We start from the raw sequence: 23,891 nt of genomic DNA, 5'->3' as shown, positions 1-23,891 counted from the left end.
CCCGATACTGGGCGTATCGGGGCGAGCCCGACAACGCAGCGAGCGTGCGTGCCAGACGCCGCCTGGCAGGCGGGACTTTCGAAACACGCCCTAGAGCCGTGTCGCCGCAGCCTGCTGCCGCGGGTCACAGGTCAGGCCGGGACGAGCGGGGCGCGGGGCGAGGTGCGCAGGGGCGCGGCGAGTTCCGCGAGGGCCCGCTCCAGGGCGTGCAGATGCGCGAGTGCGGCCTCGGCGCCGGGGTGGTGGTGCGGCGCGTGAGCGGGCGCGGCGTTCAGTTCCGTACGGGCGGGTCCCGGCTGCGCCAGGGCGAGCACCGCGGCCTCGACGCGGCGGCAGGCCGCTCCGAGCCGGGCGTCGTGCGAGGCGTCGGGATCGGCGGCGACCGCGGCGAGACCACGCACCTCGCGGGCGCACAGGTCGAGCAGGGCGAGGACCTGGCGGGCGCGCGCCTTGCGGGCCCGCAGCGGGTTGAGTGGATGCACCAGGGGGGCGAGCGAGAGCCGGACCCGGCCGAGCAGCGCCTCCAGTTCGGTCACCTGCGGACCGGGGTCGGCGGTCGGGGAACCGGTCAGACGGGCGGCAGCCCCGGCGGTGCAGGCGTGCACGCAGCGCAGTGCGCGCTGGATCCAGGCGTCGGTGGTCGCATGGAGGGTGACGGGCAGGACGAGAAGGACGGCGAGCGTCGAGCCGAGGGCTCCGGCCCCGGTCTCCGTGAGGCGGAGCACGAGCAGCTCCGGATTCAGGACGCCGAGCAGGCCGTACAGCAGCCCGGCCATCACGGTCACGAAGAAGACCATCCAGCTGTACGAGACGGCGGCGGTGTAGAAGATGCCGAAGACGCAGACGGCGACGAGGGCCGCGGTGGGAACCCTGTCGCCGTGCAGCGGCAGGGCGACCAGCAGCCCTGCGGCGATCCCGGCCACCGTGCCGAGGACTCGGCGGAAGCCGCGGACCAGTGTCTCGCCGCGCGAGGCGGTGTTCACGAAGACCCACCAGACGGTGCCGACGGCCCAGTACCAGCGGTCGGCGGACAGCAGCTGCCCGATGCCGAGCGCGAAAGCGCTGGCGGCGGTCGCCTGGAGCGCCTGCCGCGTGGTCGTCCGGGCCAGCCCGCGACTGCCCTGGAGTGCGGGTACGACAGGCGTGGGCAGCCGTCGTTCGTAGCACCAGGCGCCGAAGCGGACGGCTGAGGCGGTGATGAGCGAGAGTGCGACGGCGGCGTACAGCTCGGGCAGCTGGCCCGGTACGGCGTGCAGGAACTGCGCCATGAAGAACGCCATGAACGCGAAAACCCCCAGGGCATGACCGCGGGGACCCCAGCGGCGCGCGTACACCCCCGTGCAGACAACGGCGAGGAACGCGGCGTCGCGCGCCAGGGGGTAGTCGTGCAGCGCCGTCGCGAGTGCCAGGACCGGGAATCCGACGACGGGCAGCAGCGCGGTGGTGAGCGCCTGGTCGCGGACCTGGGCGTCGGTGACTGTGAAGAGTGCGAGCAGAGCGGCGAGGCCGCCGGCGACGGTCGCGGGAAGCGAGTGACTCACGAGGCCCGAAAGGGTCACGGCCAGACCGATGCCGAGAACGGCCCGGGCCGAGCTGCGCAGCCGCAGCCGCCCCGGGTCCGGAGCCACCAACATCCGCTTCAGCACCGATGACCACTCCCTGTTCTGTCCGGGCATGAAAAAGGCGCCGCGGGATCCGCAGCGCCATCGACTGGCCCAATCAGAGCATCTCGCCACCATCTGGCTCAAGTCGAGCCGACACAGTTGAGCCATTGGCACAGCCCGATGCGCTTCCGATGTGCCAGGTGAGCGCCAATGGACCACGTGCTGCGCAACCGTCGGGCCGAAGGACGACCCTCCGGGCGATTCACGCGCCGGCCTCGGCACGGGCGCGCTTCCAGGCGCCGTCCCGCAGCAGGCGCAGACCGTTGAGGCCGACGATCACGGTGGAGCCCTCATGGCCGAGGACACCGAGCGGAAGCGGCAGAAGGCCGGCCAGGTCCCACACGACCAGCGCGGTGATGAACGCTCCGGCGATGACCAGGTTCTGTACGACGAGGCCGCGGGCGCGGCGGGAAAGGGCGACGACGACGGGGACGGCGGCGAGTTCGTCGCGGACGATCACCGCGTCCGCGGTCTCCAGCGCGAGGTCGGAGCCCGCCCGGCCCATCGCGATGCCGGTGTGGGCGGCGGCGAGCGCCGGGGCGTCGTTGACGCCGTCACCGATCACCAGGACCTTGCGACCCGCCCGCTCCCGCTCCCGGATCACCTCGACCTTGCCCTGAGGGAGCAGGCCGGCGCGCACGTCGGTGATGCCGGCCTCGGCGGCCAGCCGGGCGGCGGCGCGCGGGTTGTCCCCGGTGACCAGCATCGGCACAGTACCGGTGAGGGCCTCGAGGGACATCACCGTGGCGGCTGCGTCAGGACGCAGCCGGTCGGCGATGCCCAGAACCCCGACAGGTCTGCCGTCCGTCGTGACGACAGCCGCGGTGCGGCCGCCGTCCTGCAACTGCTCGGCGAGCGCGGAGGCGCGGACGGAGGCCGGGTCCGCCGCCCCGTTCAGCAGACGCGCCGGAGCGCCCACCGCGATCGCGTGCCCGTCGACGGTGGCGGTCACCCCGATTCCGGGAGCGGAGCCGAAGTCGGCCGCCGCGGGCAGTACGAGGCCGCGTTCGCGTGCGGCGTCCACGACGGCGCGTGCAAGGGGATGCTCGCTGGGGTGCTCGGCGGCCGCCGCCAGCGTGAGGAGGGCGCTCTCGTCGAGGCCGCATCCGGCCAGCGGCCGGATGTCGGTGACACGCGGGGTGCCCTCGGTGAGTGTGCCGGTCTTGTCCAGGGCGACCGCGTCGACCTGGCCGAGGCGCTCCATGACGACGGCGGATTTGACCAGCACTCCGTGCCGCCCGGCGTTGGCGATGGCGGACAGCAGCGGCGGCATGGTGGCGAGGACGACCGCGCAGGGCGAGGCCACGATCATGAAGGTCATCGCGCGGAGCAGAGCCCCGGTCAGGTCCGCGCCGAAGGCGAGCGGCACAAGGAACACGGCGAGGGTGGCGGCGACCATGCCGAGCGAGTACCGCTGTTCGACCTTCTCGATGAACAACTGGGTGGGCGCCTTGGTCCGGGAGGCTTCCTCGACCATCGTCACAATGCGCGCGATGACCGAGTCGGAGGCGTCGCGCTCGACCCGGACGCGGAGGGCCCCGGTGCCGTTGAGCGTCCCGGCGAACACCTCGTCGCCCGCCTCCTTGGCGACCGGGAGGGGTTCGCCGGTGATGGTGGCCTGGTCGACGTCGCTCGCCCCGGCCAGGACCCGGCCGTCGGCGCCGATGCGCTCGCCGGGGCGCACGTGGATGACCTCGCCGACGGCCAGTTGCCCGGTGGCCACCGTCTCCTCGCCGCCGTCGGTGAGACGGGTGGCGGTCGCGGGGGCGAGGTCGAGCAGACCGCGTACGGAGTCGGCGGTGCGGGCGGTGGCGACGGCTTCCAGGGCGCCGGAGGTGGCGAAAATGACAATCAGCAGGGCACCGTCCAGCACCTGCCCGATCGCGGCCGCGCCGAGTGCGGCGACGACCATCAGCAGATCGACATCCAGGGTCTTGTCCTTGAGTGCCTTCAGCCCCTCCCATCCCGGCGCCCACCCGCCGGTGAGGTACGTGAGGACGTACAGCGGTCCCCAGCTCCAGGCCGGGGCGCCGGTCAGGTGCAGGGGCAGCGCGATCAGGAACAGCACCAGGGCGACGGCCGCCCAGCGAGCCTCGGGGAGGGCGAGGATCCGGGTGCGGCGCGTGGGGACGGCCGCGTCACGGGCGGCACCGGCGGGTGGGGCCGGGCTGATGAGGGTGGAAGTCATGGGAGCGGGGTCCTTCACGCACGGGGGGAGAGCGGGTCCGGCTCCACAACCATACAGGAATCCATGAACATACATTCATGAGTCCATCTCCGTAGGATGAGGCCCATGGGCCACGGATCCGACGACACGACAGCCGCCACGTCGCGCGAACGCCTCGAGACAGTGGGGGTTGCCGATGTCGCCGCCACCCTTCAGGCACTGGCCACTCCGTCCCGGCTGCGGATCCTCGCACGCCTCCAGGAGGGCCCCTGCGCCGCGACAGAACTCGCCGACGCAGTCGGCATGGAACAGTCCGCCTGTTCCCACCAGCTCCGGCTCCTGCGCAACCTCGGCCTGGTCACCGGTGAACGCCGGGGCCGCTCGGTGATCTACGCGCTCTACGACAACCACGTGGCCGAACTCCTGGAACAGGCCCTCTTCCACGTCGAGCACCTGCGCCTCGGGCTGCGCGACATCCCCCGGGTGACCGCGGTGCGCTGAACCGCCGGGAAGGTCAGGCGCGCTCCGGGGGTGTGCTGCGAGCGCGCAGGAGAAGCGGCAGAACGGTGGTCGCTGCGGCGAGTACCGCGAAGCCCCAGGTCAAGGTGGCGGCCCTGGCGACGGCGGCGACCAGCAACGGGCCTCCGGCGTCGCCGAGTTCACGTCCGAGTTCGGCCGTTCCCATGGTCTGGCCGAGCCGTTCCTGCGGGGTGGTGCCCGCGAGGGCAGCGAAGCCGAGCGGAGTGATCAACCCGGTTCCGGCCCCGATCAGCACGGCGGCCGACAGGATGCCGGGCAGGCCGGACAGCATGGCGGCGACCAGTCCGCACGCGGTGACCAGCAGTCCGGCCGCCAGTCCCCCGTCGGCGCCCAGGCGCCTTTCGTCGAGGGCCCGCCCGGCCCACGGCTGTACGAGCGCGGCGCACAGGGCGAGGACGGAGACGGCCGCGCCGGTGGCCACCGGCGACAGACCGGCAGCCACCCCGGACACCGGCAGGAACCCGACCCCGACGGACAGCGCGGCGGTGGCGGCGGCCAGGGCCGCCACCGGCCGCAGAAAAGCACCGTCGGCCAGCCGCCGGACGAGTCCCAGGACGGTCTGACGGGTCTTGGGCAGAGGCGGGACGGCAGGTACCGCGAACGCGGCCCACAGGGCGACCGCGGCGGCCAGCACGGCCAGCACCGCGAACAGCAGCGTCAGGCCGCCGGCCCAGACCAGCACGCCGCCGAGCAAGGGACCTGCGGTGTAGCCGATGCCCTTGAAGAATCCGTACGAGCCGAATGCACGGCCGTGCCGGGCCTGCGGGCTGAGTCGGGCCACCAGTGCGGAGGCGGCAGGTGAGAACGCGGAGGCGGCCGCGCCCTGTCCGAGGCGGGCGGCCCACAGCCAGCCGGGATCGCGGACCACCACGAAGACCGCGGAGGCGGCGGCGAACGCGACGAGCCCGCCGAGCAGCACCGGCCGGGCGCCGATCCGGTCGGCGAGCGTCCCGAACACCGGCTTGAGCACCACCTCGGCCCCGTCGTACAGCGCGAGCAACAGCCCGAGATACAGCACCGAACGCGTCAGACCGGCATCGCCCTGGCCGAGGTTGGCGGCGACGCCGTGCGCGCCGAAAGCGGTGGTGCACCCGGCTGCGTACAGCGGCCACATCCGCCGCCGCGATCCCGCGGGCCGAAGCGTCGATTCCTGGGCAGGCCCGGGGGTCACGGCTGCCGCCGTACCGCGACCCGGTGCCGGGACGGCTGCGTCGGCAGCCGCACGATCAGCACCACCCACCGCAGCGGGGGCGTCGAAGACTCCTCACCCACCGAGCAAACGTAACAGTCGTTACGTCATGAAGGGCGGGCGTCACGTGCTGGGCGTGACCTGCGCCGCGGGCACCTGGCGACGGTGGGCCGGACCCTCCACGGCGACCGATGCGGCGAGCACGCGGCCAACGAAGCGAGGGGGCACAGAGCGCGAAGGCCGCGGCGCCCATTGCCGCGGCGGCGGGCGCGGTGCTTCCGGGCCGCCCCTCAGCTGGGCATTCGGTCCGGGCCGAAACCTCCCGCGCGCCCCCCAAGGCAAAAATCCGCACAACGTGACCGGTTACACGCTGCGCATACCGTTGCGGTCCGGGCGCGGTTCGCCGCGCCCGAACCCCTCACCGCCGACTCGCGCATCAAAGGCACTGACGAATACGTGCCTTCGTTTCGAAGATCATCAAGTGAACGCAGGCGCCGAACCATCAAGTCGTCAATAAGGGGCTGACTTTCACCCAATCTACGAATACCGACAGCCATGCGCCTGATGGCAACGAATTCCGTAGGTAATAGGTGGTTGACGTGACGGATCCCACAGGTTTCCATAACGCGCCGGGAGCAGACGAAACCAACAGCGCAGCAAGCCACGGAGGCGATAGCGCTCCCGCCATCACCCGTCACACCCAGTCGATCGGAACCGCTCCATGACCGACATGCTCAGCCAGCCCGTCACCTCCAGGACCGCACCGGCGGAGGCCGATCCCCACGGCCAGGACGGCCCGCGCACTCTCAAGCGTTCCATCGGTGTCGTCGGAGGAACCCTGCTGACCCTCTCCTGCGTGACGCCCGCGTCCACGCTCTTCGTGGTCGTGCCCGACCTGTTCGGCGACCTCGGCACCGCCACCGCGCTCACCATCGCCATCGGTTCGCTGCTCTGTATCGCCGTGGCGTTCTGCTACTCGGAGCTGGGCACCATGATCCCCAGCGCGGGCGGCGAGTACGCCATGGTCACCACCCTGACCGGTCGGCTGGCCGGGTGGCTGGTGTTCGTCCTGTCCCTGCTGGTCGTGATGATCGTCCCGCCCGTGATCGCCATGGGCACGGCGGACTACCTCGCTCCGCTGGTCCACATCCCGGCCGAGGCCGCCGGGGCCGGGGTCATGGTGCTCGCCACCCTGGCCGGTCTGCTGGACCTGCGTGCCAACGCCTGGATCACCGGCGTCTTCCTGGTTCTCGAAGTCATCGCGGCGGCCGTCGTCGCCGTGCTCGGCTTCGCCCACACCGAGCGCGGCGCGGGCAGCCTGATCCATGGTGTGGTCGCGAACGACAGCGGGGCGTCCCGCCCGGTCACCGCGATGCTGGTCGTCTCGGGTCTGGCCATCGCACTCTTCATCACCCAGGGCTTCTCCACCGCTGTCTACCTCTCCGAGGAGCTGGAGAACCCGCGGCGCAACGTCGCCCGCACGGTCCTCGCCACCCTCGCCATCTCGACGGCCGTCATCCTCGTCCCGGTGGTCGCGATCACGATGGGCGCACCCGACCTCGCGGCGCTCACCTCCGGTGACATCAGCGGCATGGTCACTGCCTGGAGCAACTCGGCCGTCGGTACCTTCGTGAGCCTCTGCGTCGCACTCGCGATCATCAACGCGGGCATCGTCATGGTCATCCAGAACTCCCGGGTGCTGTTCGCCTCCGCCCGGGACAAGGCGTGGCCCGAGCCGGTCAACAACGCCCTCGCCCGCCTCGGCCGCTTCGGTTCGCCGTGGGTCGCCACCCTGGTGGTCGGAGTTCCCGGCGCGGCACTGTGCTTCGTCAACCTCGACACCCTGTACGGCGTGACCGGCGTCTCGGTCACCGGCATGTACCTGCTGGTCGCCGTCGCCGCGCTCGCCGCCCGCCGCACCGGCCACAAGGACCTGCCCGCCTGGCGGATGCCGCTCTGGCCGGCGACGCCGGTGGCGCTGATCGTCGTACTCGTCTACATCCTCAGTCAGCAGGAGGCCACGTACCTGCTGTGGACCGGCGGCATCATGGCGGCGGCCACCCTCTACTGGGCCCTCTACCTCCGCCCCCGCCGCGTCAGCCGCTGGCTGATCACCCTCCCCGAGGATGCCCGTACCTGACCCCACGTGGACGGGCCCTCCCGTCCACTGGGCCATTGGTACAGTCGGAGTCCGCATCAGCAGACCAGGAAGAGGCCGACGGACCATGGCGGTGGACGCGCTCGACACCCGCATCCTGCGGCTGCTCATCGAGCAGCCCCGGACCAGCGTGCGGGAGTACGCGCGAATCCTCTCCGTCGCCCGGGGCACCGTGCAGGCCCGTATCGACCGGCTGGAGCGGAACGGTGTGATCACCGGTACGGGCCCGGTCCTCTCCCCCGCCGCGCTCGGCCACCCGGTGCTCGCCTTCGTCCATCTGGAGGTCACCCAAGGGCATCTGGACGAGGTGGGCGAGGCCCTCGCCGCCGTGCCGGAGATCGTCGAGGCGTTCTCGACCACCGGCGGCGGGGATCTGCTGACGCGGGTCGTGGCCCGCGACAACGAGCACCTGGAGGATGTGATCCAGCTGCTGATCCAGCTGCCCGGCGTGGTGCGGACCCGCACCGAAGTGGCCCTGCGCGAGCGGGTTCCGCACCGGCTGCTGCCGTTGGTCCAATCCATCGGCCTCGCCACTGCCGAACCGTCGAACTGATCACCGCCTTGGCATGCTGGGTGCCATGAGCACTCGGCCCACCCCTGCCCTTTCGGTCATCTTCGATCTCGACGGCACGCTCGTGGACAGCGAGCCGAACTACTACCGGGCGGGGCGTCGGCTCCTCGCCCGTCACGGCGTGCCGGACTTCACCTGGGAGCACCACACCCGGTACATCGGGATCAGCACCCGCGAGACGCTGACGGCGCTGCGGGCCGAGTACGGGATCGCGACACCCGTCGACGAACTCCTCGCCGGCCAGGACGCTCTCTATCTGGAGCTGGCGCGATCCTCGACGGAGGTGTTCCCCGAGATGCGGAAGTTCGTGGAACGGCTGCATCAGGAGGGGATCGCGACGGCCGTGGCATCGGGTTCGTCCCGGGCCGCGATCGAGGCGGTGCTCGCGGGCACCGGACTCGGCGCGTACGTCACGACCTATGTCTCCGCCGACGAGGTGGCGCAGGGGAAACCTGCACCGGATGTGTTCCTGGAGGCCGCGCGGCGGCTGGGCGCCGCGCCCGGCGACTGCGTGGTGCTGGAGGACGCGGCGCCGGGCGTGGCGGCAGCCCATGCGGCGGGCATGCGCTGCATCGCGGTTCCCTATGTGGCGTCGACGGCCGACGATCCGGCGTTCACCACGGCGGGGCTGCTCTTCCGCGGTGGTCATGGCGAGTTCACGGCGCAGACCGCGTACGACTGGCTGGCCGGAGCTCAGCCTTCCTGATCTTGCGAGCTGGTCCGGCGTCAGGTGCGCTGAACGGGTAACCCGTCTCACCACAGGCCGAGCCGTCCCACCGGGCATGGAGTGACTCGTCCCGAGGCCGCGGTCGGATCCCCTGACCGCGTACGCACCGGCCCTCCACCGATACGTCGAGAGGGCGCCCGGCCATCCCGCGGGACACGGTCACCCCGGACTCGGGGCGGTCGATGCGCGTCGTGGCGCGGGCGGTGAGCTCCGGCCGTCACTGGTCGTCAGGCGTCCGTCAGGAGATACGGTTCCGGCGTCAGCGGTTCGTCAAGTCGCGCCGACCACCCGTCCCGCTCTCCGTAGCCTCTGCACCATGCAACGACCTGTGCCCGGGGCAGTCCCCGATCCCCACGCGCGCCCTGCCGGCCGCGTCAGCCGTTCCGGCCGTACCCTCCCGACCCCGGGCAGGACGGCGTACGACCGCAAGTGGTCCGGGGACGTCCGCTTCGCGGGCGGCTGCTCCGTCACGCTGCTGGGCCTCCTGCTGGCGGTCGACGCGGCCGTCGGCCGGCTCACCTGGCTTCGTGTCCTGCTGTGGGCGGCGATCGCCGCGGCGCTGTGTGCGGTCCTGGTGCCGCCGCGGGTCTGCGCGGGCACGGGGTGGCTCTCCTCCCGCGGCCTGCTGCGCAGAACGACCGTGCGCACGGACCTCCTGGTGTCCATACGCTGGTCCGACGGCGTCGCGCAACGCCTGTTGCTCCGGGACGCCCACGGCTGCCGGGTCGAGCTCGACCCCCGGGTGTTCGTCGCCAACCCGGCCCTGTGGCACCGGCTGGACGAGGACGCGCGCACCTCTATGGAGCGCGGGACGCTGCTCTGTGGGGCGACGGCGCTGCGGCAGCTCGGAGACCGTATCGACCGTCGCACGGCCCGGACCGTGTTCGATGTCTCCGGTCTGGAGTAGGGGTCCTCCGGGCCCGCCGTCCTGTCGTCACGGTCCCCCGCTGCATGCCGGGCCACCGGGACCCTCTACGGTGTCGCTGCACGTTGGGGTGATGATGATGGTTGTGAGGGGAGATCGGCGGATGCGACGTGCTGGACGTGGGTTGTCGATCACAGGGGCCGTACTTGCCGTCCTGGGGATCGTGATGACCGCGGGGGCGCTCTGGACCATCAGAAGTGACTACACGACGGTCACGCTCAGGGGCGAGTCCATGGAGCCGACATACGCCCCGGGTCATCGGGTCCTCATCGCGAAGACCGGTGGCGAGCAGACGCGGACGGGAGACGTGGTCCTCTTCAGCCTGCCCGGCCGTTACGAGAGCGAGGCCGTGATGAAGCGTGTCATCGGACTCGGAGGCGACCATGTGGTCTTTGACGGGACCCGGTTGACCGTCAACGGGACACCGCTCAAGGAGCCGTATCTGAAGGGGGCGGATGTCGACGGCGGGCACGGCCCGTACGACGTCAAGGTTCCGGCCGGGCGGATGTTCCTCCTCGGCGACAACCGCGGGAACTCCAACGACTCGCGCTACTTCTCCGGCGAGGACTCCGGAACCGTGCCCGTGACGGCCGTGCGGGGCCGGGCACTTGACGATGCCACCGTGCCGACGCTGCTGGGCCTCGGCGCCCTGCTCGGTGTGGTTGCCACCCTCGCGGGTGCCGTCTGTGCGCTGGTGGGCGGGCTGACACGGCGGCGCCGGGCAACGGTACCCCCGCCCTTTACCAGGTACGCAGGTGCCGGATATCCCGCTCCCGGGGGTCCTCCGCCCTTCCGGCGCCCCTGACGCGCGGCGCCATGTGACACCCGGCCCTCAGCGTTCGGCGCCTCGCACCGCCGCGCCGAGGCGACGAGCACCCTCGGTCTGTCCGCCGGTCTCCTGGCCGGCGCCATCGGCGCCGAGGGCGCTCTGACCGTGGCCGCGATCGGCTCCGCCGCCGTGGTGATCGGGCTCGTCGTCTCACCGGTCAGCAGACTGAGCAGGCTTCCGTCGGCGGTTAGGGAGGAAGCTGCTGAGACAGCCACGCTCGGAGAGCCGGTCACGCCAACTGGTTGACCAGGGCGGTGAAGACCGTGGGAAGGCGGGTCGCGGTCGGGACGATACGACGGGCGAGTTCCGGGTGCTGGCGGACCCGGAGCAGCGACTCGGTGAGCAGGCGGTGGCGCCGGGAGACCTTGCGCCACGCCCGCTCGTACGCCAGTGGGCGGTCGTCCCGGATGCAGCGCACCAGTTGCGCGGCCCCGGCGAGGGCCAGGGAGATCCCTTCGCCGGTGAGCGCGTCGATGTATCCCGCGGCGTCCCCGACCAGCAGGACCCGCCCGGCCGCCCGGGAGCCGACACGCTGGCGCAGCGGTCCGGCGCCGCGCACAGGGGTGGTGGTGCTCGCGGGCAGATGGCGTGAGAGGAGGGGGAAGCGGGCCAGGTGGCTGTCGAACGGTCCGCGTTCCGCGGTCAGGACGGCGACGCCGACCAGGCGCGGGCCGAGCGGCGTGACGTAGGCCTCCGCCCGTGCTGACCAGTGCACCTCGACGCAGTCCGTCCAGGGCTCGATCGCGTAGTGCCGGCGCAGGCCGAATCTGGGGGGTCGCGGATCCGGGCGGTCCAGGCCGAGTTGACGTCTGATCGGTGAGTGCAGTCCGTCGGCGGCGGCCAGGTAGCGGGCGGTGATGCCGGCTGCGCGGACGCTGTCGGTGCTCTGCCGGATGCCGCCCGCCCGCGCCTGGATCACCGGTACGCCGAGTTCCGCCGCTCGGCGGGCCAGGGCTGCGTGCAGTTCGGTGCGCCGGACGCCGCAGCCGGGGGCGGGCGCGAAGAGGGCTTCGGCACTGTGGTGGTCGTCGACGTACCGGATCCCGCGCAGTGGGTGTCCGGTGACGGTGACGCCGAGTTCGGCCAGGGCGTGTACGGCGCCCGGCATGAGGCCCTCGCCGCAGGCCTTGTCGATCGGGGTGGGGCGCGGTTCGGTGACCACCGCTTCGAGTCCGGATGCGGCGGCGTGGATCGCGGTGGCGAGTCCGGCGGGGCCGCCGCCGACCACCAGCAGGTCGATCACGGCGTGGCCGCAGGGGTCGGCGCCGGGGCGGCTCCGGCCAGGGCGGTGTTCTCGCACCGCACGCGGGTTGCGAGAAGCGGCAGGTTGAGGAGTGTGAAACCGGTCGCGGTGAGCCAGTTGGTGTGTACGAGCGGCAGCGCGGCGCCCTCGACGATCACGGCGACGTAATTGGGGTGGTCCATCCATCGGTACGGTCCGGCGGTGACGAGGGGCAGGTCCGGCACCACGATGACGCGGGTGTTCCAGCGCGGCCCCAGCGTGGTGATGCACCACCAGCGCAGCCCCTGGGCACCGAGGGCCAGGGCGAGCATCGGCCAGCCGAGCGCGGGCAGGAAGGGGCGGCCGCCCAGCCAGGTCTCCCCCAGGCAGCCGGCCAGCAGCGCGGCGTGGAGGGCGACCATGACGGGGTAGTGCCCGCGCCCGTACTCCGTTCCGGCCTGGCGGCGGCTCCAGGCGGCGTTGCGCCGGGCGGTGACGAGTTCGGCGAGGCGCTCGACGGCGACCAGGAGGATGAGGACGGTGTAGGGGATCACGGGGCGGCTACCAGCGGAGGAGGACTTGTTCGGTGCAGAAGCCCGGCCCCATCGCGAGAAGGAGACCGGGCGATCCGGGCGGTGGCGGGTGCAGCGCCAGGGTGTCCCGGAGGACGTGCAGGACGGATGCGGAGGAGAGATTGCCGACTTCGGCCAGCGAACGCCAGGTCGGTTCCAGCGCTCGGGCGGGCAGATCGAGCGTCTCGCGTACGGCTTCCAGGACCTGGGGCCCGCCGGGGTGGCATACCCAGGCCGTCACGTCCTGCGTCTTGAGGTCGTGGCCGGAGAGGAAGGAGCGCACCTCGTCGCCGAGCGTCTCGCGCACCAGGTCGGGGAGGTCGGCGCCGAGGACGATACGGAAGCCCGCGTCGCCGATGTCCCAGCCCAGGCTGCGTTCGGTGCCGGGGTAGAGCGTGCTGCGGGTCGCGACCACCTCCGGCCCGCGCTGTTGTTCCCGACGGTGCGGGTGGTCCCGGCCGACCGCGAGGACCGCGGCGGCGCCGTCGCCGAACAGTGCGCCCGCCACCAGGTTCGGCACGGACGCGTCGGTACGTTGCAGGGTCAGCGAACAGAGTTCGACCGAGAGCAGCAGCGCGACCTGTCCGGGGTGACCGTCGAGGTAGTCATGGATCCGGGCCAGTCCGGCGGCTCCTGCCACACAGCCCAGCCCGAAGATCGGCACGCGTTTCACATCGGGCCGCAACCCGACCCGTCCGGCGAGCCGCGCCTCCAGCGACGGGGCGGCGATGCCGGTGACCGAGGTGGAGATGACCAGGTCGATCTCGCTCGCGTCGAGACCCGCCCGGTCCAGGGCACCGCGCACCGCCCGCTCCCCGAGCCGGAGGGCGGATTCGATGAACGCGTCGTTGGCCTCCCCGAAGCCGCTCAGGGAGGCGTACCGCTCCAGGGGCAGGGCCAGATGGCGGCCGCGTACCGTGGCGGACGTGTGCAGGCGTTCCAGCACGCCGCGGTCGGCGCCCGAGGGCAGGCACATGTCGGCGAAGGCACGGGTGATCTCGGACTGCTCGTACCGGTGTGGCGGGAGCACACCATGGATCGCGATGATTCGCGTCATTCCATCACCATACGGGCGAATAACGTATTTTGATCGAACGTCATGAATCACACTTTTCGGGCAGCTTCCGTGTCCGCCTCGGTGCCTGCCGCCACGCCGGCGGCCGCTCCCCGCCCCGGCCGGGTCGCGGTGGCCCTGTTCCTGTCGGCCCACCCGGCCCCCGCATTGGCCGTCTCCGCCCTGATCACCGCGCTGGCCGTGGCCGCGGGACGCGATGCGTCCGGCAGCTGCCTGGTCGCTGTGACCATGCTCACCGGGCAACTCTCCGTCGGCTGGAGCAACGACTGCATCGACATCGCACGGGACACGGCGGCGAACCGGCGCGACAAGCCGCTCGTGAACGGCGCCGTGAGGGCCCGAACCGTCGCGGTGGCCGCCTGTACCGCGCTTGTCCTGTGCGTCCCCCTGTCGCTGGCGAACGGTGCGACGGCGGGCGGCGCCCATCTGATCGGGGTCGCCGCCGCCTGGTCCTACAACCTGGGACTCAAACGAACACCGTGGTCCTGGCTCCCGTACGCCGTCGCCTTCGGCCTCCTGCCGGCCTTCGTCACGTTCGCGCTGCCGGGCCACCCCTGGCCGGCTGCCACGCCCGTGGTCGCGGGCGCACTCCTCGGCGCCGGCGCGCACTTCACCAACGTCCTCCCCGACATCGACGCCGACCTGGCCGCGGGCGTCCGCGGCCTGCCCCAGCGGTTGGGCCGACGCCGGACCCGTACCGTCGCGGCACTCGCGCTGCTCGCCGCATCGGCCGTCCTCGTCCTCGGCCCACCGGGATCGCCGGACGCGACGGGCTGGACCGGTCTCGTCGTGACCGGGACCCTGGCCGTGGCCGTCTGCCTCCCGCTGCGCTCCGCACCCGACAGCCGCCTGCCGTTCCTGGCCACGCTCGGCCTGGCCGGGATCGACATCGCACTGCTGCTCCTGCACGGCAGGGCGCTGGGCTGATCACCCTTCCCACGGACGCCGCAGCCCGCCCGGCTTCCCGACCAGGGGCGTCCGGCGGATCGGGGCCGGACAGGTCGTGGCGTCCGGTGCGGTGCGTCGCGAGGCGGAGGAGCGTCCTCATACTGGACGTATTCGCTGCGTTCCGACACCGCGGCACAGTGCCGTAGCTGTCGGTTCCGCACCCGCCAGGGATGACGGGACAGTCCTTGGGCCGGCTCCGGCGAGAGCTGCCGGCAACGACGGGAGAGTCACGCATGTCGCGCTATCACGAGATGAAGTTCCGGGCGGTCACGACGTTCCAGCGGCGGATCGGCAATCCGATGCTCCGCCAGCTGCCGAACCAGACCCTCCTGGAGACCACGGGACGCACGTCCGGACTGCCCCGCCGGACCCCGGTCGGCGGCCGCCGGGTCGGCAAGGAATTCTGGCTGGTCTCGGAATACGGCGAGAAGTCGCAGTACGTACGCAATATCCGGGCGAACCCGAAGGTACGGGTCCGGATCAGGGGACGCTGGCACGCCGGAACCGCCCATCCGGTCCCGCAGGACGACCCGCGCGCCCGGCTCAGGACACTGCCGCGCTTCAACAGCGCGGCCGTCCGGGCGCTCGGCACCGACCTGCTGAGCGTGCGGGTCGATCTCAGCGACTGAGGGCAACCTGCCGGTCCGCCCGCCGGCGCCGGTGGCTCCCGGCCCGGATACGAAGGTCGTAGAGGTCCCGTACGGCGTCCAGCGTCCCTGCGGCAGCGGCGGAAGCGACGCGGACGCGCAGGAACGCCGGGGCCACGAGGACGAGGGGACCTGGGCAGTGTTCGATCCGCCCCCGGCATTGCCCGATCCTTGGGTGTCACCCCCCTCGCCATCGGGCCTGACACACCTTCGCGCGGAACAGGCGTACTCGCCCTGACCTCGTACGGCGTCGCCCACGGCGTGCCGGCAGGCGCGTACCGCATCCGAGAGGATCACCGGCTTCGCGGCCAAACCCGTCGGCCCTGCCTGAGTTCAGCGACCACGCCCGGCGTCATGGCGTCTCGTGCATTGCCGGGCCAGATGGTTCGATCGGAGCCGGAAGGGGCGAACGGGCCTGCCAGGCACACGGCGTCACGCTCGCCCGCTCCGGTCCGGGACTGTTCCACCACTGACGGGACGTGCCGGGGAGGGCCGGGTGCGAAACCCACGGAACGAGGAGGGCTTGCCCTGAACGGACACCTGCTGGCGGTCAGCGACCTGCACGTCGCCTACGCCGATAACCGTGCCATCGTGTCGTCCCTGCGTCCTGGCACCGACGCCGACTGGCTCGTCGTCGCAGGGGATGTCGCCGAGAAGGTCGCCGACGTCGAGCAGACGCTGAAGATGCTCAGCGAGCGCTTCGCGAAGGTCGTGTGGGTCCCCGGGAACCATGAGCTGTGGACCCACCCGCGCGACCCCGTGGAGCTGCGGGGCGAGGCGCGGTACCTCCATCTGGTCGAGCTCTGCCGGAAGCTGGGCGTCGTCACCCCGGAGGATCCCTATCCGGTGTGGGAGGACGAAGAGGGGCCGGTGACCGTGGCGCCTCTCTTCGTGCTGTACGACTACACGTTCCGCGCACCGGGAACGACCACCAAGGAGGAGTCCCTCGCCTATGCCCACAGGACCGGGGTCGTCTGCACCGACGAGTACCTCCTCCAACCCGACCCGTACCCGACGCGCGACGACTGGTGCCGTGCGCGGGCACGGCAGACCGAGCTCCGACTGGCCGCCGTTCCGGAGAACCACCGTACGGTCCTGGTGAACCACTATCCGCTGGTGCGGGAACCGACCGATGTGCTGCGGTACCCGGAGTTCGCCCAGTGGTGCGGGACGGAACTCACCCGGGACTGGCACCGCCGCTTCCGTGCCGCGGCCGTGATCTACGGGCACCTGCACATTCCGCGGGTGACTCACTACGACGGCGTGCGGTTCGAGGAGGTTTCCATCGGCTACCCGCGCGAATGGCGGGCCCGCCCGCCGCGCACCCCGCTGCGGGTCGTCCCTTTGTCGTCTCCCTCGGCGGACCGGACCCGCGCGGCCGACGAGAACGGCTGATCGCGGAGTGCGGGTGATCGGCGCATGCCGCCGATCGGCCGGACCGGCTCACCGGTCCGCCCTGTGGTGATGACCGGCGCTCCGGCACCTGCCGCGCACGCCGATGCCGAACCCTGCAGGAGCTCCTCGGTGTCCTGCCGGCGCTTGGTGTTGCGCGGCCCCGCGTCCACGTCGGCTGACCTTGGGCCCGGCGGCGCCCGCACGTATCCGACCGGCCCCATACGGTGCCTCTCGGCGGGGGATTCTGCCCGTCGACGGCGCATGCCGCTGAGCAGTGCGTCGGGACGCCTGAGCGCTTCCGGTCGTCCCGAAGGCCGACAGCCCAGATGATGATAGAGAGGACATGGCGCGAAATGGCACGTTTGTCCCGACGGTTCATTCGCGACAGTGGAGGTGCCATGGACGGCGACACCACGATGGGTGACGAGGTCTACCAGCCGGACGGCTCGGAAGTGCAGGACGACGCCGGGCTTCTGGACCCGGCCGACACCCTTGACGTCGGGGCGGGCCAGGACCCGCTCGACACAGGCTATTCGCCCCCTGAGCGGCCATGGGCCGTGGAACACCATGGTGTCACTGCGGCCGAGCAGCGAGAGGGAGAAAGTCTCGACCAGCGCCTCAGCGAGGAGGAGCCGGACGTGTACCCCCCGGACGGGGACGGGATCGGTGATGTCGTCGACACGGACGGTGAGATCCGCGACGGGGAGGTCGGTGATCTACGCGCGGGGCGACTGGTCGCGCCCGACGAGGGCGCACACGGAGACAATGAGAGGTGCATGATCGCCCTCGACATGGGAATCGATGGCGCGGCGGCCTCCGCCGAGGAAGCGGCGGTACATGTGGTCCCCGACCAGAACGAGCAGTAGGCCACTCGTAGGGGCAGCCTGAGCGCTGATGCCCGCACCCGGGCTCTCGGCAGAGTTCGGACCATGTGACTCCGTGGTCTGCAGAACCATCTCACGGACATGCCCTTCCTCACGCTCGGCAGCAGCACGCTGGACGCCCTGGATGCCGAAGGCCGGATCTCCTCCTACGCGACAGCGGACCGCCGGTGTCCCGACCTGTGGCGGCGCCGCCTCAAGGGCGAACAGCGCGACGAGGCTTTCACCCGAGACGTGCGACGGGAGCCGCGGGACCGACTCCAGCTCACCGATGAGAAGAAGTCGCCTACACGCAGATCGGTGACATCGAAACGGCCAATCTCATCGAGACGGCCGCCGAAGGCACCTCCCGTGCCTGGTCTGTCCATGGAGGCCGGTGACGGGGTTCACGGCCGAACACACCCGTCGAGACGCACACGTTCTCCGGGCACGGAACGGGAACATGAGAGTCGTCGTTCCATGAATTCCTGAGCCCGGCTTCGGCGGTCGGAACCCACCCGTCGCGGACCCGCCGATCGAGGCGATCGACCGGCCGTTCGTGCGCCGGGCCCACCGCGCACACGCCGACGGGTGCACCCGCGACCCACGACAGCGGTCCCCGCAAAATCACCTGCCTCTGCCACCCACGTCGCCTATCGTCAACGTGATTCCTGGCGGAAGCCTCGACTCGGCCAGGACGAGGACCACGACGTGGAGGATGACTGTGCGCTACCGCGAGCTGGGGCGAAGTGGACTGTCCGTGTCCGAGATCGGTTATGGCGCGTGGGGCATCGGTGAGTCCAGCTGGGTGGGTGCCACGGAGGACGAGTCCGTACAGGCCCTGCACCGCGCCATCGACCTTGGTGTGAATTTCATCGATACCGCCCGCGGCTACGGCGAGAGTGAGCGGATCGTCGGCCAGGTCGTCCGCGAGCGGGCCGGCGACGAGGTGCGCGTCGCGACCAAAGTGCCGCCGAAGAACGGCACATGGCCGGCGCCCGACGGCCTTGACCCGGTCGAGACGTTCCCGGGCGAACACATCCGCGCAAGCCTGGAGACCAGTCTGCGCACCAGCGGCCTGGACCACTTCGACGTACTGCAGTTCCATGTGTGGAGTGACAACTGGGTCGGCCGTGGCGACTGGCTGGAGACGATCGCCGAACTGAAGCAGGAGGGAAAGATTCGCCTGTTCGGCGTCTCCATCAACGACCACCAGCCCGACAACGCACTCGCACTCGTGCGCAGCGGCGCCGTGGACAGCGTGCAGGTCATCTACAACGCCTTCGACCAGACGCCCGCCGACGCGCTGCTCCCGGCCTGCGAGGAGCACGGCGTCGGTGTCATCGTGCGGGTGGCCCTGGACGAGGGCGGCCTCACCGGCCGGATCACGGCGGGCACCACATTCCCCGAGGGTGACTGGCGCAACCGCTACTTCCGCGATGACCGCCCGGCACAGGTCGAACAGCGGGTGGCCGCGATCGTCGCCGACCTCGGTATCGCCCCCGATGAGATCGCCGAGACCGCGTTGCGGTTCGTGCTGAGTTCGCCGGCCGTTTCCACCGTCATCCCCGGTATGCGCACCGTACGCAACGTCGAGCGCAACACGGCCCTGAGCGACGGGCGCCCGCTCACCGCCGACCAACTCGCGGTGCTGGCCAAGCACCGTTGGCAGCGCAACTTCTACTCCTGATCCGCGGGCGGGCGTCGCCCGTCCCGGCATGCGAAGCGGCCCGCGGAAGAGTTTCCACGGGCCGGTTCGTTCATGCCCTGCCGAAGCGGTCAGTCGGCTTGGATGGCTGGCGTCGCACCGGGAAAGTCCGGCGGCACCGCCCCGGTGACCAGTCCGGCCAGGTACTCCGTCAGGGAGCACAGTGACTGCGCCTTGATCCGGTCGTCGGTGAGCTGCGCATACGATCGCGCATATGCGGCCCGTGGACCGACGGGCAGCCGAGTGCCCCTCCCGGATCGACCGCACCTCCGTCTCCGAACGCGACCTGGCCATCGCCCGTACGGCGGACGCCGTGGCCAACGAACTCGGTGTGCCCTCGTGAGGTGCGGTGTTGCGCAGCCGTTGCATCGGCCGGTGCATCGGCAGACCCACGGGGACCGCCGACACAGCCGGCTCAAGCATCGTGGGGCATGCGCCCGGAAGAGGCCCGCCGTTCGACGGCGTCCAACGCCGGGGCGATCACCTTGAAGGCGCGGTCGGTCAGCTCAGCGGGGTCCTCGGCACCCTCACTGCCGCTCCACCGTTGCAGCACGGCGCCGAATGCGGTCAGCGCCATCCCGGCGGCCATCGGCGGGTACAGATCGGTGTCGGGGTCGAGCTCCAGACGGCGCGCCAACTCCGCCGTCAGGTCGTCGCGCCACTGCGCCTGGCGCTCCAGAAAGCGTGCGTGCAGGGCGGGGGTACGCAGAATCAGCTGCACCACTCGCAGGGCCCTGTCGGATGGGTCGCCGCAGGCAGCCAGGGAGACCCAGACGGCGTGCTGCAGCGCCACGGAGGGCCGTTCCTCGATGGGGCGGGCCGCCAACTCCGCGTGCATGCCGATGCCCATGTCGGCCAGAAACTGGACAACCACGTCCTCCTTGGACGCGAAGTACCGGAAGAAGGTGCGCTTGGACACTCCGGCCGTGGCCACGATCTCGTCGATGGTGACCGCGTCGAACCCCTTCAGCGCCAGCAGCTGCAGCGCCGCTTCGGTCAGCTCGTTCGAGACGAGCTGACGTTTGCGCTGGGCCAGGCTGATTTCGGGGTGGGAACTCACCGGTCAATCGTAGCGCGATGCCGCGCATGGCACTCAGGAGCATCTTGACACCAAGTGTCACGCGCGGCAGCGTATGCCATATGACACAGGAGCAGCGCTGGACTGTCGAGCGGATCCCGGACCAGACCAAGCGGGTGTTCGTCGTCACCGGAGCCAACAGCGGCCTCGGGCTGGCGACCACCCGGGCGCTCGCCCGCCAGGGCGGGCACGTGATCCTCGCGGTGCGCGACGAGGGAAGAGGTCACCGAGCGGTCGCAGAGATCACCGCCGAGCAGCCGGGCGCCTGCCTCGAAGTGCGCCACCTCGACCTGGCCGATCTCGACTCGGTCCGCGCCTTCGCCGATCAGTTGCAAACCGACCATTCGCGGCTGGATGTGCTCGTCAACAACGCCGGTGTGATGGCGCCGCCTCGACGCTTGAGCGCACAGGGCCACGAGTTGCAGTTCGCCTGCAACCACCTCGGCCACTTCGCGCTCACCGGGTTACTGCTTGACCTGCTGGCCGTCGGGCGCGACCCCCGCGTGGTCACGGTGAGTTCGATCAACCACCGACAGGGGCGCATCCACTTCGACGACCTCGCCGGCGAGCGCAGCTACTCGCCCATGGCCTTCTACAATCAGTCGAAGTTGGCCAACGCCGTCTTCGGATGGGAGCTCCACCGGCGACTGGCCGAGGCCGGCAGCCCCGTGCGCAGCCTGCTCGCCCATCCCGGCTATACCGCCACCAACCTGCAGATGAGCACGCCGGTCGCCGTGTGGCGGGTGATATTCGGCCGCATCGGCAACCCGCTGTTCGCCCAGCCCCCGGCCCGCGGCGCGTTGCCACAGCTGTACGCAGCGACCGACCCGAATGCGGAGAGCGGTCAATTCATCGGGCCGAACGGCCTGGCCGAGCTGCGCGGCGGACCGACGCGGGTGCGGATCTCCCCTGCGGCGGCCGACGCCGAGACCGGCCGCCGTCTGTGGGAGCTGTCGGAACACTTGACCGACGTGCGGTTCGTGTTTCCGACTCCTGACTGATCAGTTGGGGTGCTCACACCGGCCCGCACGAGGAGCGGCGGCGCCGGGGCACAGTTCAACGGTGACGGTGCCGGGCTTGCGCCGTCGAGTCTGCGTACGAGGACGTTGCGCTCATCGAGGTTTTCGCTGGAGGTGCTGTCGAAGGTCCGGTCCCGGGTCGCTACACGCCGGGACCGTTCGGCCCTCGTCCCCCGCGCATGCCGGTCGCCGACCGCGTACGGGTGGCCTTCGCCTGCGTGGATCCCCGTGCCCGCTGAAGAGCCTGATGGACCGACCAGACGACGGACACCAGCGGAACAACCACCACCGCTCCGAGCACCCCCGCCGCGATCGCGCCACCGATCACCGAGAGTGCGACCACGACTGGATGCAGGCGGACTGCCCAGCTCATCACGATCGGGTGCAGCAGGTGCCCCTCGATCTGGCCGATGATGACGATCAGCGCGATGACAACGACCGCTACGAACGGGCCCTTGGACGCCAGAGCCACGACGGCAGCCGCTGCGAGAGCGATGGGTGAACCGATCAGTGGGACGAAGGCGGCGAAGAACTCCAGCAGCGCCAGCGGAATCGCCAGCGGCACCCCGAGTACGAAGAGGGCAAGTCCCACGAGTACGGAGTTGGTAGTGGCCACCACGACGATGCCGTGGGTGTATCCGGTGAACGTCCGCCACGCCGCTCGGCCCGCGATCTCCATTCGCTCCCGCGCCGTCGCCGGAAGCTGTTCACACAACCAGTCCCACTGCCGGTCGCCCGAGTGGATGAAGAAGACCGAGCAGAACAGCGCGAGAGCGAACACGGTCATCACCTCCACCAGTCGGCCCACGCCGCTGAGCGCCGTGCTGATCAGGGTGGACCGATGGCTGGACAGGTACTGTCCGATCCGGACCTGCAGGTCGCTGAGTGCCCCGGGGTTCAACCGGAACGGTGGCTTCTCCAGCCACCGCTCGATCCTGGCAAGGCCCTCGCTGAACTGCCGCTCCAGCCCGGCACGTTCTCCGGCGACCGCCTCACCGACCAGGGACAGCACGCCGAGGACCAGGACGATACTGCCGAGGAGCGTCACCGCCACCGCGAGTGGCCGCGGCATCACACGAGCCAGGAGGTCAGCCGCCGGGCGCAACAACGCGGTGACGACCAGGCCGAGGAAGACTGCTACCGCAACCTCGTGGAACCGTCCCAGCACGGAAAAGACGGCGTAGACGACAGCTCCCACGACGAGCGTCCGCCAGGCGTAGGCAGCGGCCGTCCGCAGCGCGGCGGGCACATGCAGGTCCTGCGTCGGGTCGACCGCTGCGCGCTGCGAGCCCGGGTCCCGAGGCGCGGGACCCCTGATGCCACGCATCGCCTGGCGCGACGCCGCACGGACCAGATGCCTCCGCCTTCCAGGCCGGGAGCCAGGGTCCGGATTGTCGGGCTGGAGATGCGATCGCCTGGGCATTCCTTGCTGGTACCAGACGGCGTCGCGTCCCCCCGGCTCCCGCGGCTGCACACTCGCGAAGTCACCCGACAGGCGCAGTCGCTGGTTCCCTGCGGAGATCGCAGGCTGATTGCCCGCAAAGGACGGCCACGGGTCACACAGGCGGGGCCGGGACGGAACTGCGGCGGCAGCCCGGCTGACCACACCATCGTCGGTGAACTGTCGGTCCAGGAGCCGCACTTCCGGCCGTGGTGGGCCTCCCACCAGGCCGCCGTCATGGACCCGGTCCGCATCCGGGGTGTCCCTTGCGCGTTCCGCCGGGTGGAGCAATCGACTGGTTCGGTGCCGGATGCCGACCAAGACTGGTCCCGTCAGGGTCGGCCGGTTTCCGGCCCGCCATTGGGGGAACCGACCCATCGAGCCTGAGGGAGCACCTGTGGGCCTCACGATTCTGCGAGCCGGTCAGGGCACGTGGCTGTTCCTCGTCCTCGCGAGCTGCACGCTCGTACCGCAGAGCGCTCCCGGCGCGCTGCCGGCTTCCGGGCAAGCAGCGGCGGACGTCAGGCGCGGAGTCGGTGGCATGCAGTCGGCGGAAGCGAGATGAGACCGTGCCCAGGTCCGCGCACACCCAGCTGATCGTGCTGCGGCACGCCAAGTCGGCCTGGCCGGAGGGTGTATCCGACGATGAACGTCCGCTCGCCGGGCGGGGCCGCCGGGACGCCCCGGCGGCCGGGCGGTGGCTGCGCGAGGCTCGGTGTGTGCCCGATCTGGTCATCTGCTCTACCTCCAGGCGTACCCGTGAGACATGGGAGCTTGTCGCGGCGGAACTCGGTGCGGTACCGAAGGTGGTCTTCGAGCCGCGGGTCTACGAGGCAACCGCCTCCGCCCTGCTCGATGTGGTGCGTGCGGTCCCGGAGCGACGGCGGACCGTGCTGCTGATCGGCCATCAGCCAGGCGTACAGGACCTGGTCCTGTCCCTGGCCGGAGAAGGTGACGACCAGGCACTCGCACGGGTCCACGGAAAGTTCCCGACCTCGGCCATCGCCGTGCTCCTGTTCCCGGGGCCGTGGGCCCGGCTCGGACCCGATACCGCGGCACTCACCGCCTTCGCGATTCCCCGCGGCCTGACCGTCGGGCGTTGAGCACCCCCGCCCCCAGCAGGCCGAACCAGCGCTCCGACGACGATCCGGTCGTT

22 protein-coding genes are annotated in these 23,891 nt (G+C 71.0%); 14 read left to right on the top strand and 8 right to left on the bottom strand.

The window, feature by feature from the left end; translation table 11 throughout:
- Positions 1-131 precede the first annotated feature (131 nt).
- Together AB0915_RS11370 and AB0915_RS11365 are read right to left on the bottom strand one after the other, a co-directional pair.
- Complete coding sequence (locus tag AB0915_RS11370; protein WP_366690850.1) at positions 132-1,646, bottom strand: FUSC family protein; 1,515 nt, start codon at positions 1,644-1,646, stop codon at positions 132-134.
- A gap of 220 nt (positions 1,647-1,866) precedes the next feature.
- Complete coding sequence (locus AB0915_RS11365; protein WP_366690849.1) at positions 1,867-3,852, bottom strand: heavy metal translocating P-type ATPase; 1,986 nt, start codon at positions 3,850-3,852, stop codon at positions 1,867-1,869.
- A 105-nt stretch (positions 3,853-3,957) separates the two neighbouring features.
- Between AB0915_RS11365 and AB0915_RS11360 the strand changes: the two genes are divergently transcribed.
- Positions 3,958-4,332 carry a metalloregulator ArsR/SmtB family transcription factor gene (locus AB0915_RS11360; protein ID WP_366690848.1) on the top strand — a complete coding sequence of 125 codons (375 nt, stop codon included), beginning with the start codon at positions 3,958-3,960 and terminating at the stop codon, positions 4,330-4,332.
- 13 nt (positions 4,333-4,345) lie between these two features.
- On the opposite strand, the gene AB0915_RS11355 is transcribed toward AB0915_RS11360, so the two are convergent.
- Complete coding sequence (locus AB0915_RS11355; protein ID WP_366690856.1) at positions 4,346-5,485, bottom strand: MFS transporter; 1,140 nt, start codon at positions 5,483-5,485, stop codon at positions 4,346-4,348.
- Between the two features lie 796 nt (positions 5,486-6,281).
- Here AB0915_RS11355 and AB0915_RS11350 point away from each other — a divergent pair.
- The 5 genes from AB0915_RS11350 (at position 6,282) to lepB (ending at position 10,746) form a co-directional block, all read left to right on the top strand.
- On the top strand, positions 6,282-7,700 hold the full coding sequence (locus tag AB0915_RS11350; protein WP_366690847.1) for an APC family permease: 1,419 nt from the start codon (positions 6,282-6,284) through the stop codon (positions 7,698-7,700).
- An 85-nt stretch (positions 7,701-7,785) separates the two neighbouring features.
- Positions 7,786-8,271: an Lrp/AsnC family transcriptional regulator gene (locus tag AB0915_RS11345; protein WP_366690846.1), complete on the top strand. Its 486-nt coding sequence runs from the start codon at positions 7,786-7,788 to the stop codon at positions 8,269-8,271.
- Positions 8,272-8,296: 25 nt separating this feature from the next.
- Positions 8,297-8,995, top strand: coding sequence for an HAD family phosphatase (locus AB0915_RS11340; RefSeq protein ID WP_366690845.1), 699 nt, complete (start codon positions 8,297-8,299; stop codon positions 8,993-8,995).
- Positions 8,996-9,332: 337 nt separating this feature from the next.
- Positions 9,333-9,923, top strand: coding sequence for a hypothetical protein (locus tag AB0915_RS11335; protein ID WP_366690844.1), 591 nt, complete (start codon positions 9,333-9,335; stop codon positions 9,921-9,923).
- Between the two features lie 142 nt (positions 9,924-10,065).
- The gene (gene lepB, locus AB0915_RS11330; RefSeq protein ID WP_366690843.1) at positions 10,066-10,746 is read left to right on the top strand and encodes a signal peptidase I; all 681 of its coding nucleotides are present in this window, start codon (positions 10,066-10,068) and stop codon (positions 10,744-10,746) included.
- A 253-nt stretch (positions 10,747-10,999) separates the two neighbouring features.
- Here lepB and AB0915_RS11325 read toward each other — a convergent pair whose 3' ends face one another.
- From AB0915_RS11325 to AB0915_RS11315, 3 genes are read right to left on the bottom strand one after another with little or no spacing between them, the layout of a single operon-like run.
- A complete protein-coding gene (locus AB0915_RS11325) occupies positions 11,000-12,013 on the bottom strand; it encodes an NAD(P)/FAD-dependent oxidoreductase (RefSeq protein ID WP_366690842.1) in 1,014 nt (337 codons plus the stop codon).
- On the bottom strand, positions 12,010-12,546 hold the full coding sequence (locus tag AB0915_RS11320) for an isoprenylcysteine carboxylmethyltransferase family protein (protein ID WP_366690841.1): 537 nt from the start codon (positions 12,544-12,546) through the stop codon (positions 12,010-12,012). The genes AB0915_RS11325 and AB0915_RS11320 overlap by 4 nt, the downstream gene beginning before the upstream one ends.
- A gap of 7 nt (positions 12,547-12,553) precedes the next feature.
- On the bottom strand, positions 12,554-13,621 hold the full coding sequence (locus tag AB0915_RS11315; RefSeq protein WP_366690840.1) for a 3-oxoacyl-[acyl-carrier-protein] synthase III C-terminal domain-containing protein: 1,068 nt from the start codon (positions 13,619-13,621) through the stop codon (positions 12,554-12,556).
- A 42-nt stretch (positions 13,622-13,663) separates the two neighbouring features.
- On the opposite strand from AB0915_RS11315, the gene AB0915_RS11310 reads away from it, so the two are divergent.
- From AB0915_RS11310 to AB0915_RS11285, 6 genes are all read left to right on the top strand, one after another.
- Complete coding sequence (locus AB0915_RS11310) at positions 13,664-14,566, top strand: UbiA family prenyltransferase (RefSeq protein WP_366690839.1); 903 nt, start codon at positions 13,664-13,666, stop codon at positions 14,564-14,566.
- A gap of 254 nt (positions 14,567-14,820) precedes the next feature.
- Positions 14,821-15,216, top strand: a complete 396-nt coding sequence (locus AB0915_RS11305) for a nitroreductase family deazaflavin-dependent oxidoreductase (protein WP_366690838.1) — start codon at positions 14,821-14,823, stop codon at positions 15,214-15,216.
- Positions 15,217-15,762: 546 nt separating this feature from the next.
- The gene (locus AB0915_RS11300; protein WP_366690855.1) at positions 15,763-16,629 is read left to right on the top strand and encodes a metallophosphoesterase; all 867 of its coding nucleotides are present in this window, start codon (positions 15,763-15,765) and stop codon (positions 16,627-16,629) included.
- Between the two features lie 398 nt (positions 16,630-17,027).
- The gene (locus tag AB0915_RS11295) at positions 17,028-17,495 is read left to right on the top strand and encodes a DUF5709 domain-containing protein (RefSeq protein WP_366690837.1); all 468 of its coding nucleotides are present in this window, start codon (positions 17,028-17,030) and stop codon (positions 17,493-17,495) included.
- Between the two features lie 718 nt (positions 17,496-18,213).
- Positions 18,214-19,179, top strand: coding sequence for an aldo/keto reductase (locus tag AB0915_RS11290; protein WP_366690854.1), 966 nt, complete (start codon positions 18,214-18,216; stop codon positions 19,177-19,179).
- 232 nt (positions 19,180-19,411) lie between these two features.
- A complete protein-coding gene (locus AB0915_RS11285; RefSeq protein ID WP_366690836.1) occupies positions 19,412-19,540 on the top strand; it encodes a hypothetical protein in 129 nt (42 codons plus the stop codon).
- A 72-nt stretch (positions 19,541-19,612) separates the two neighbouring features.
- On the opposite strand, the gene AB0915_RS11280 is transcribed toward AB0915_RS11285, so the two are convergent.
- Complete coding sequence (locus tag AB0915_RS11280) at positions 19,613-20,257, bottom strand: TetR family transcriptional regulator (RefSeq protein WP_366690835.1); 645 nt, start codon at positions 20,255-20,257, stop codon at positions 19,613-19,615.
- Positions 20,258-20,337: 80 nt separating this feature from the next.
- Between AB0915_RS11280 and AB0915_RS11275 the strand changes: the two genes are divergently transcribed.
- On the top strand, positions 20,338-21,276 hold the full coding sequence (locus AB0915_RS11275; protein ID WP_366690834.1) for an oxidoreductase: 939 nt from the start codon (positions 20,338-20,340) through the stop codon (positions 21,274-21,276).
- Positions 21,277-21,436: 160 nt separating this feature from the next.
- On the opposite strand, the gene AB0915_RS11270 is transcribed toward AB0915_RS11275, so the two are convergent.
- Entirely contained in the window at positions 21,437-22,621 is a 1,185-nt protein-coding gene (locus tag AB0915_RS11270) for an AI-2E family transporter (RefSeq protein ID WP_366690833.1), read from the bottom strand.
- 683 nt (positions 22,622-23,304) lie between these two features.
- Between AB0915_RS11270 and AB0915_RS11265 the strand changes: the two genes are divergently transcribed.
- Positions 23,305-23,838, top strand: coding sequence for a histidine phosphatase family protein (locus AB0915_RS11265; protein WP_366690832.1), 534 nt, complete (start codon positions 23,305-23,307; stop codon positions 23,836-23,838).
- Positions 23,839-23,891: the final 53 nt, after the last annotated feature.

Origin of the sequence: Streptomyces sp. NPDC048411, assembly GCF_040704695.1 — a bacterium.
Taxonomy (GTDB): domain Bacteria; phylum Actinomycetota; class Actinomycetes; order Streptomycetales; family Streptomycetaceae; genus Streptomyces.
Note: the sequence above shows the minus strand (reverse complement) of the source record. Positions and strands in the feature narration are given on the sequence as shown.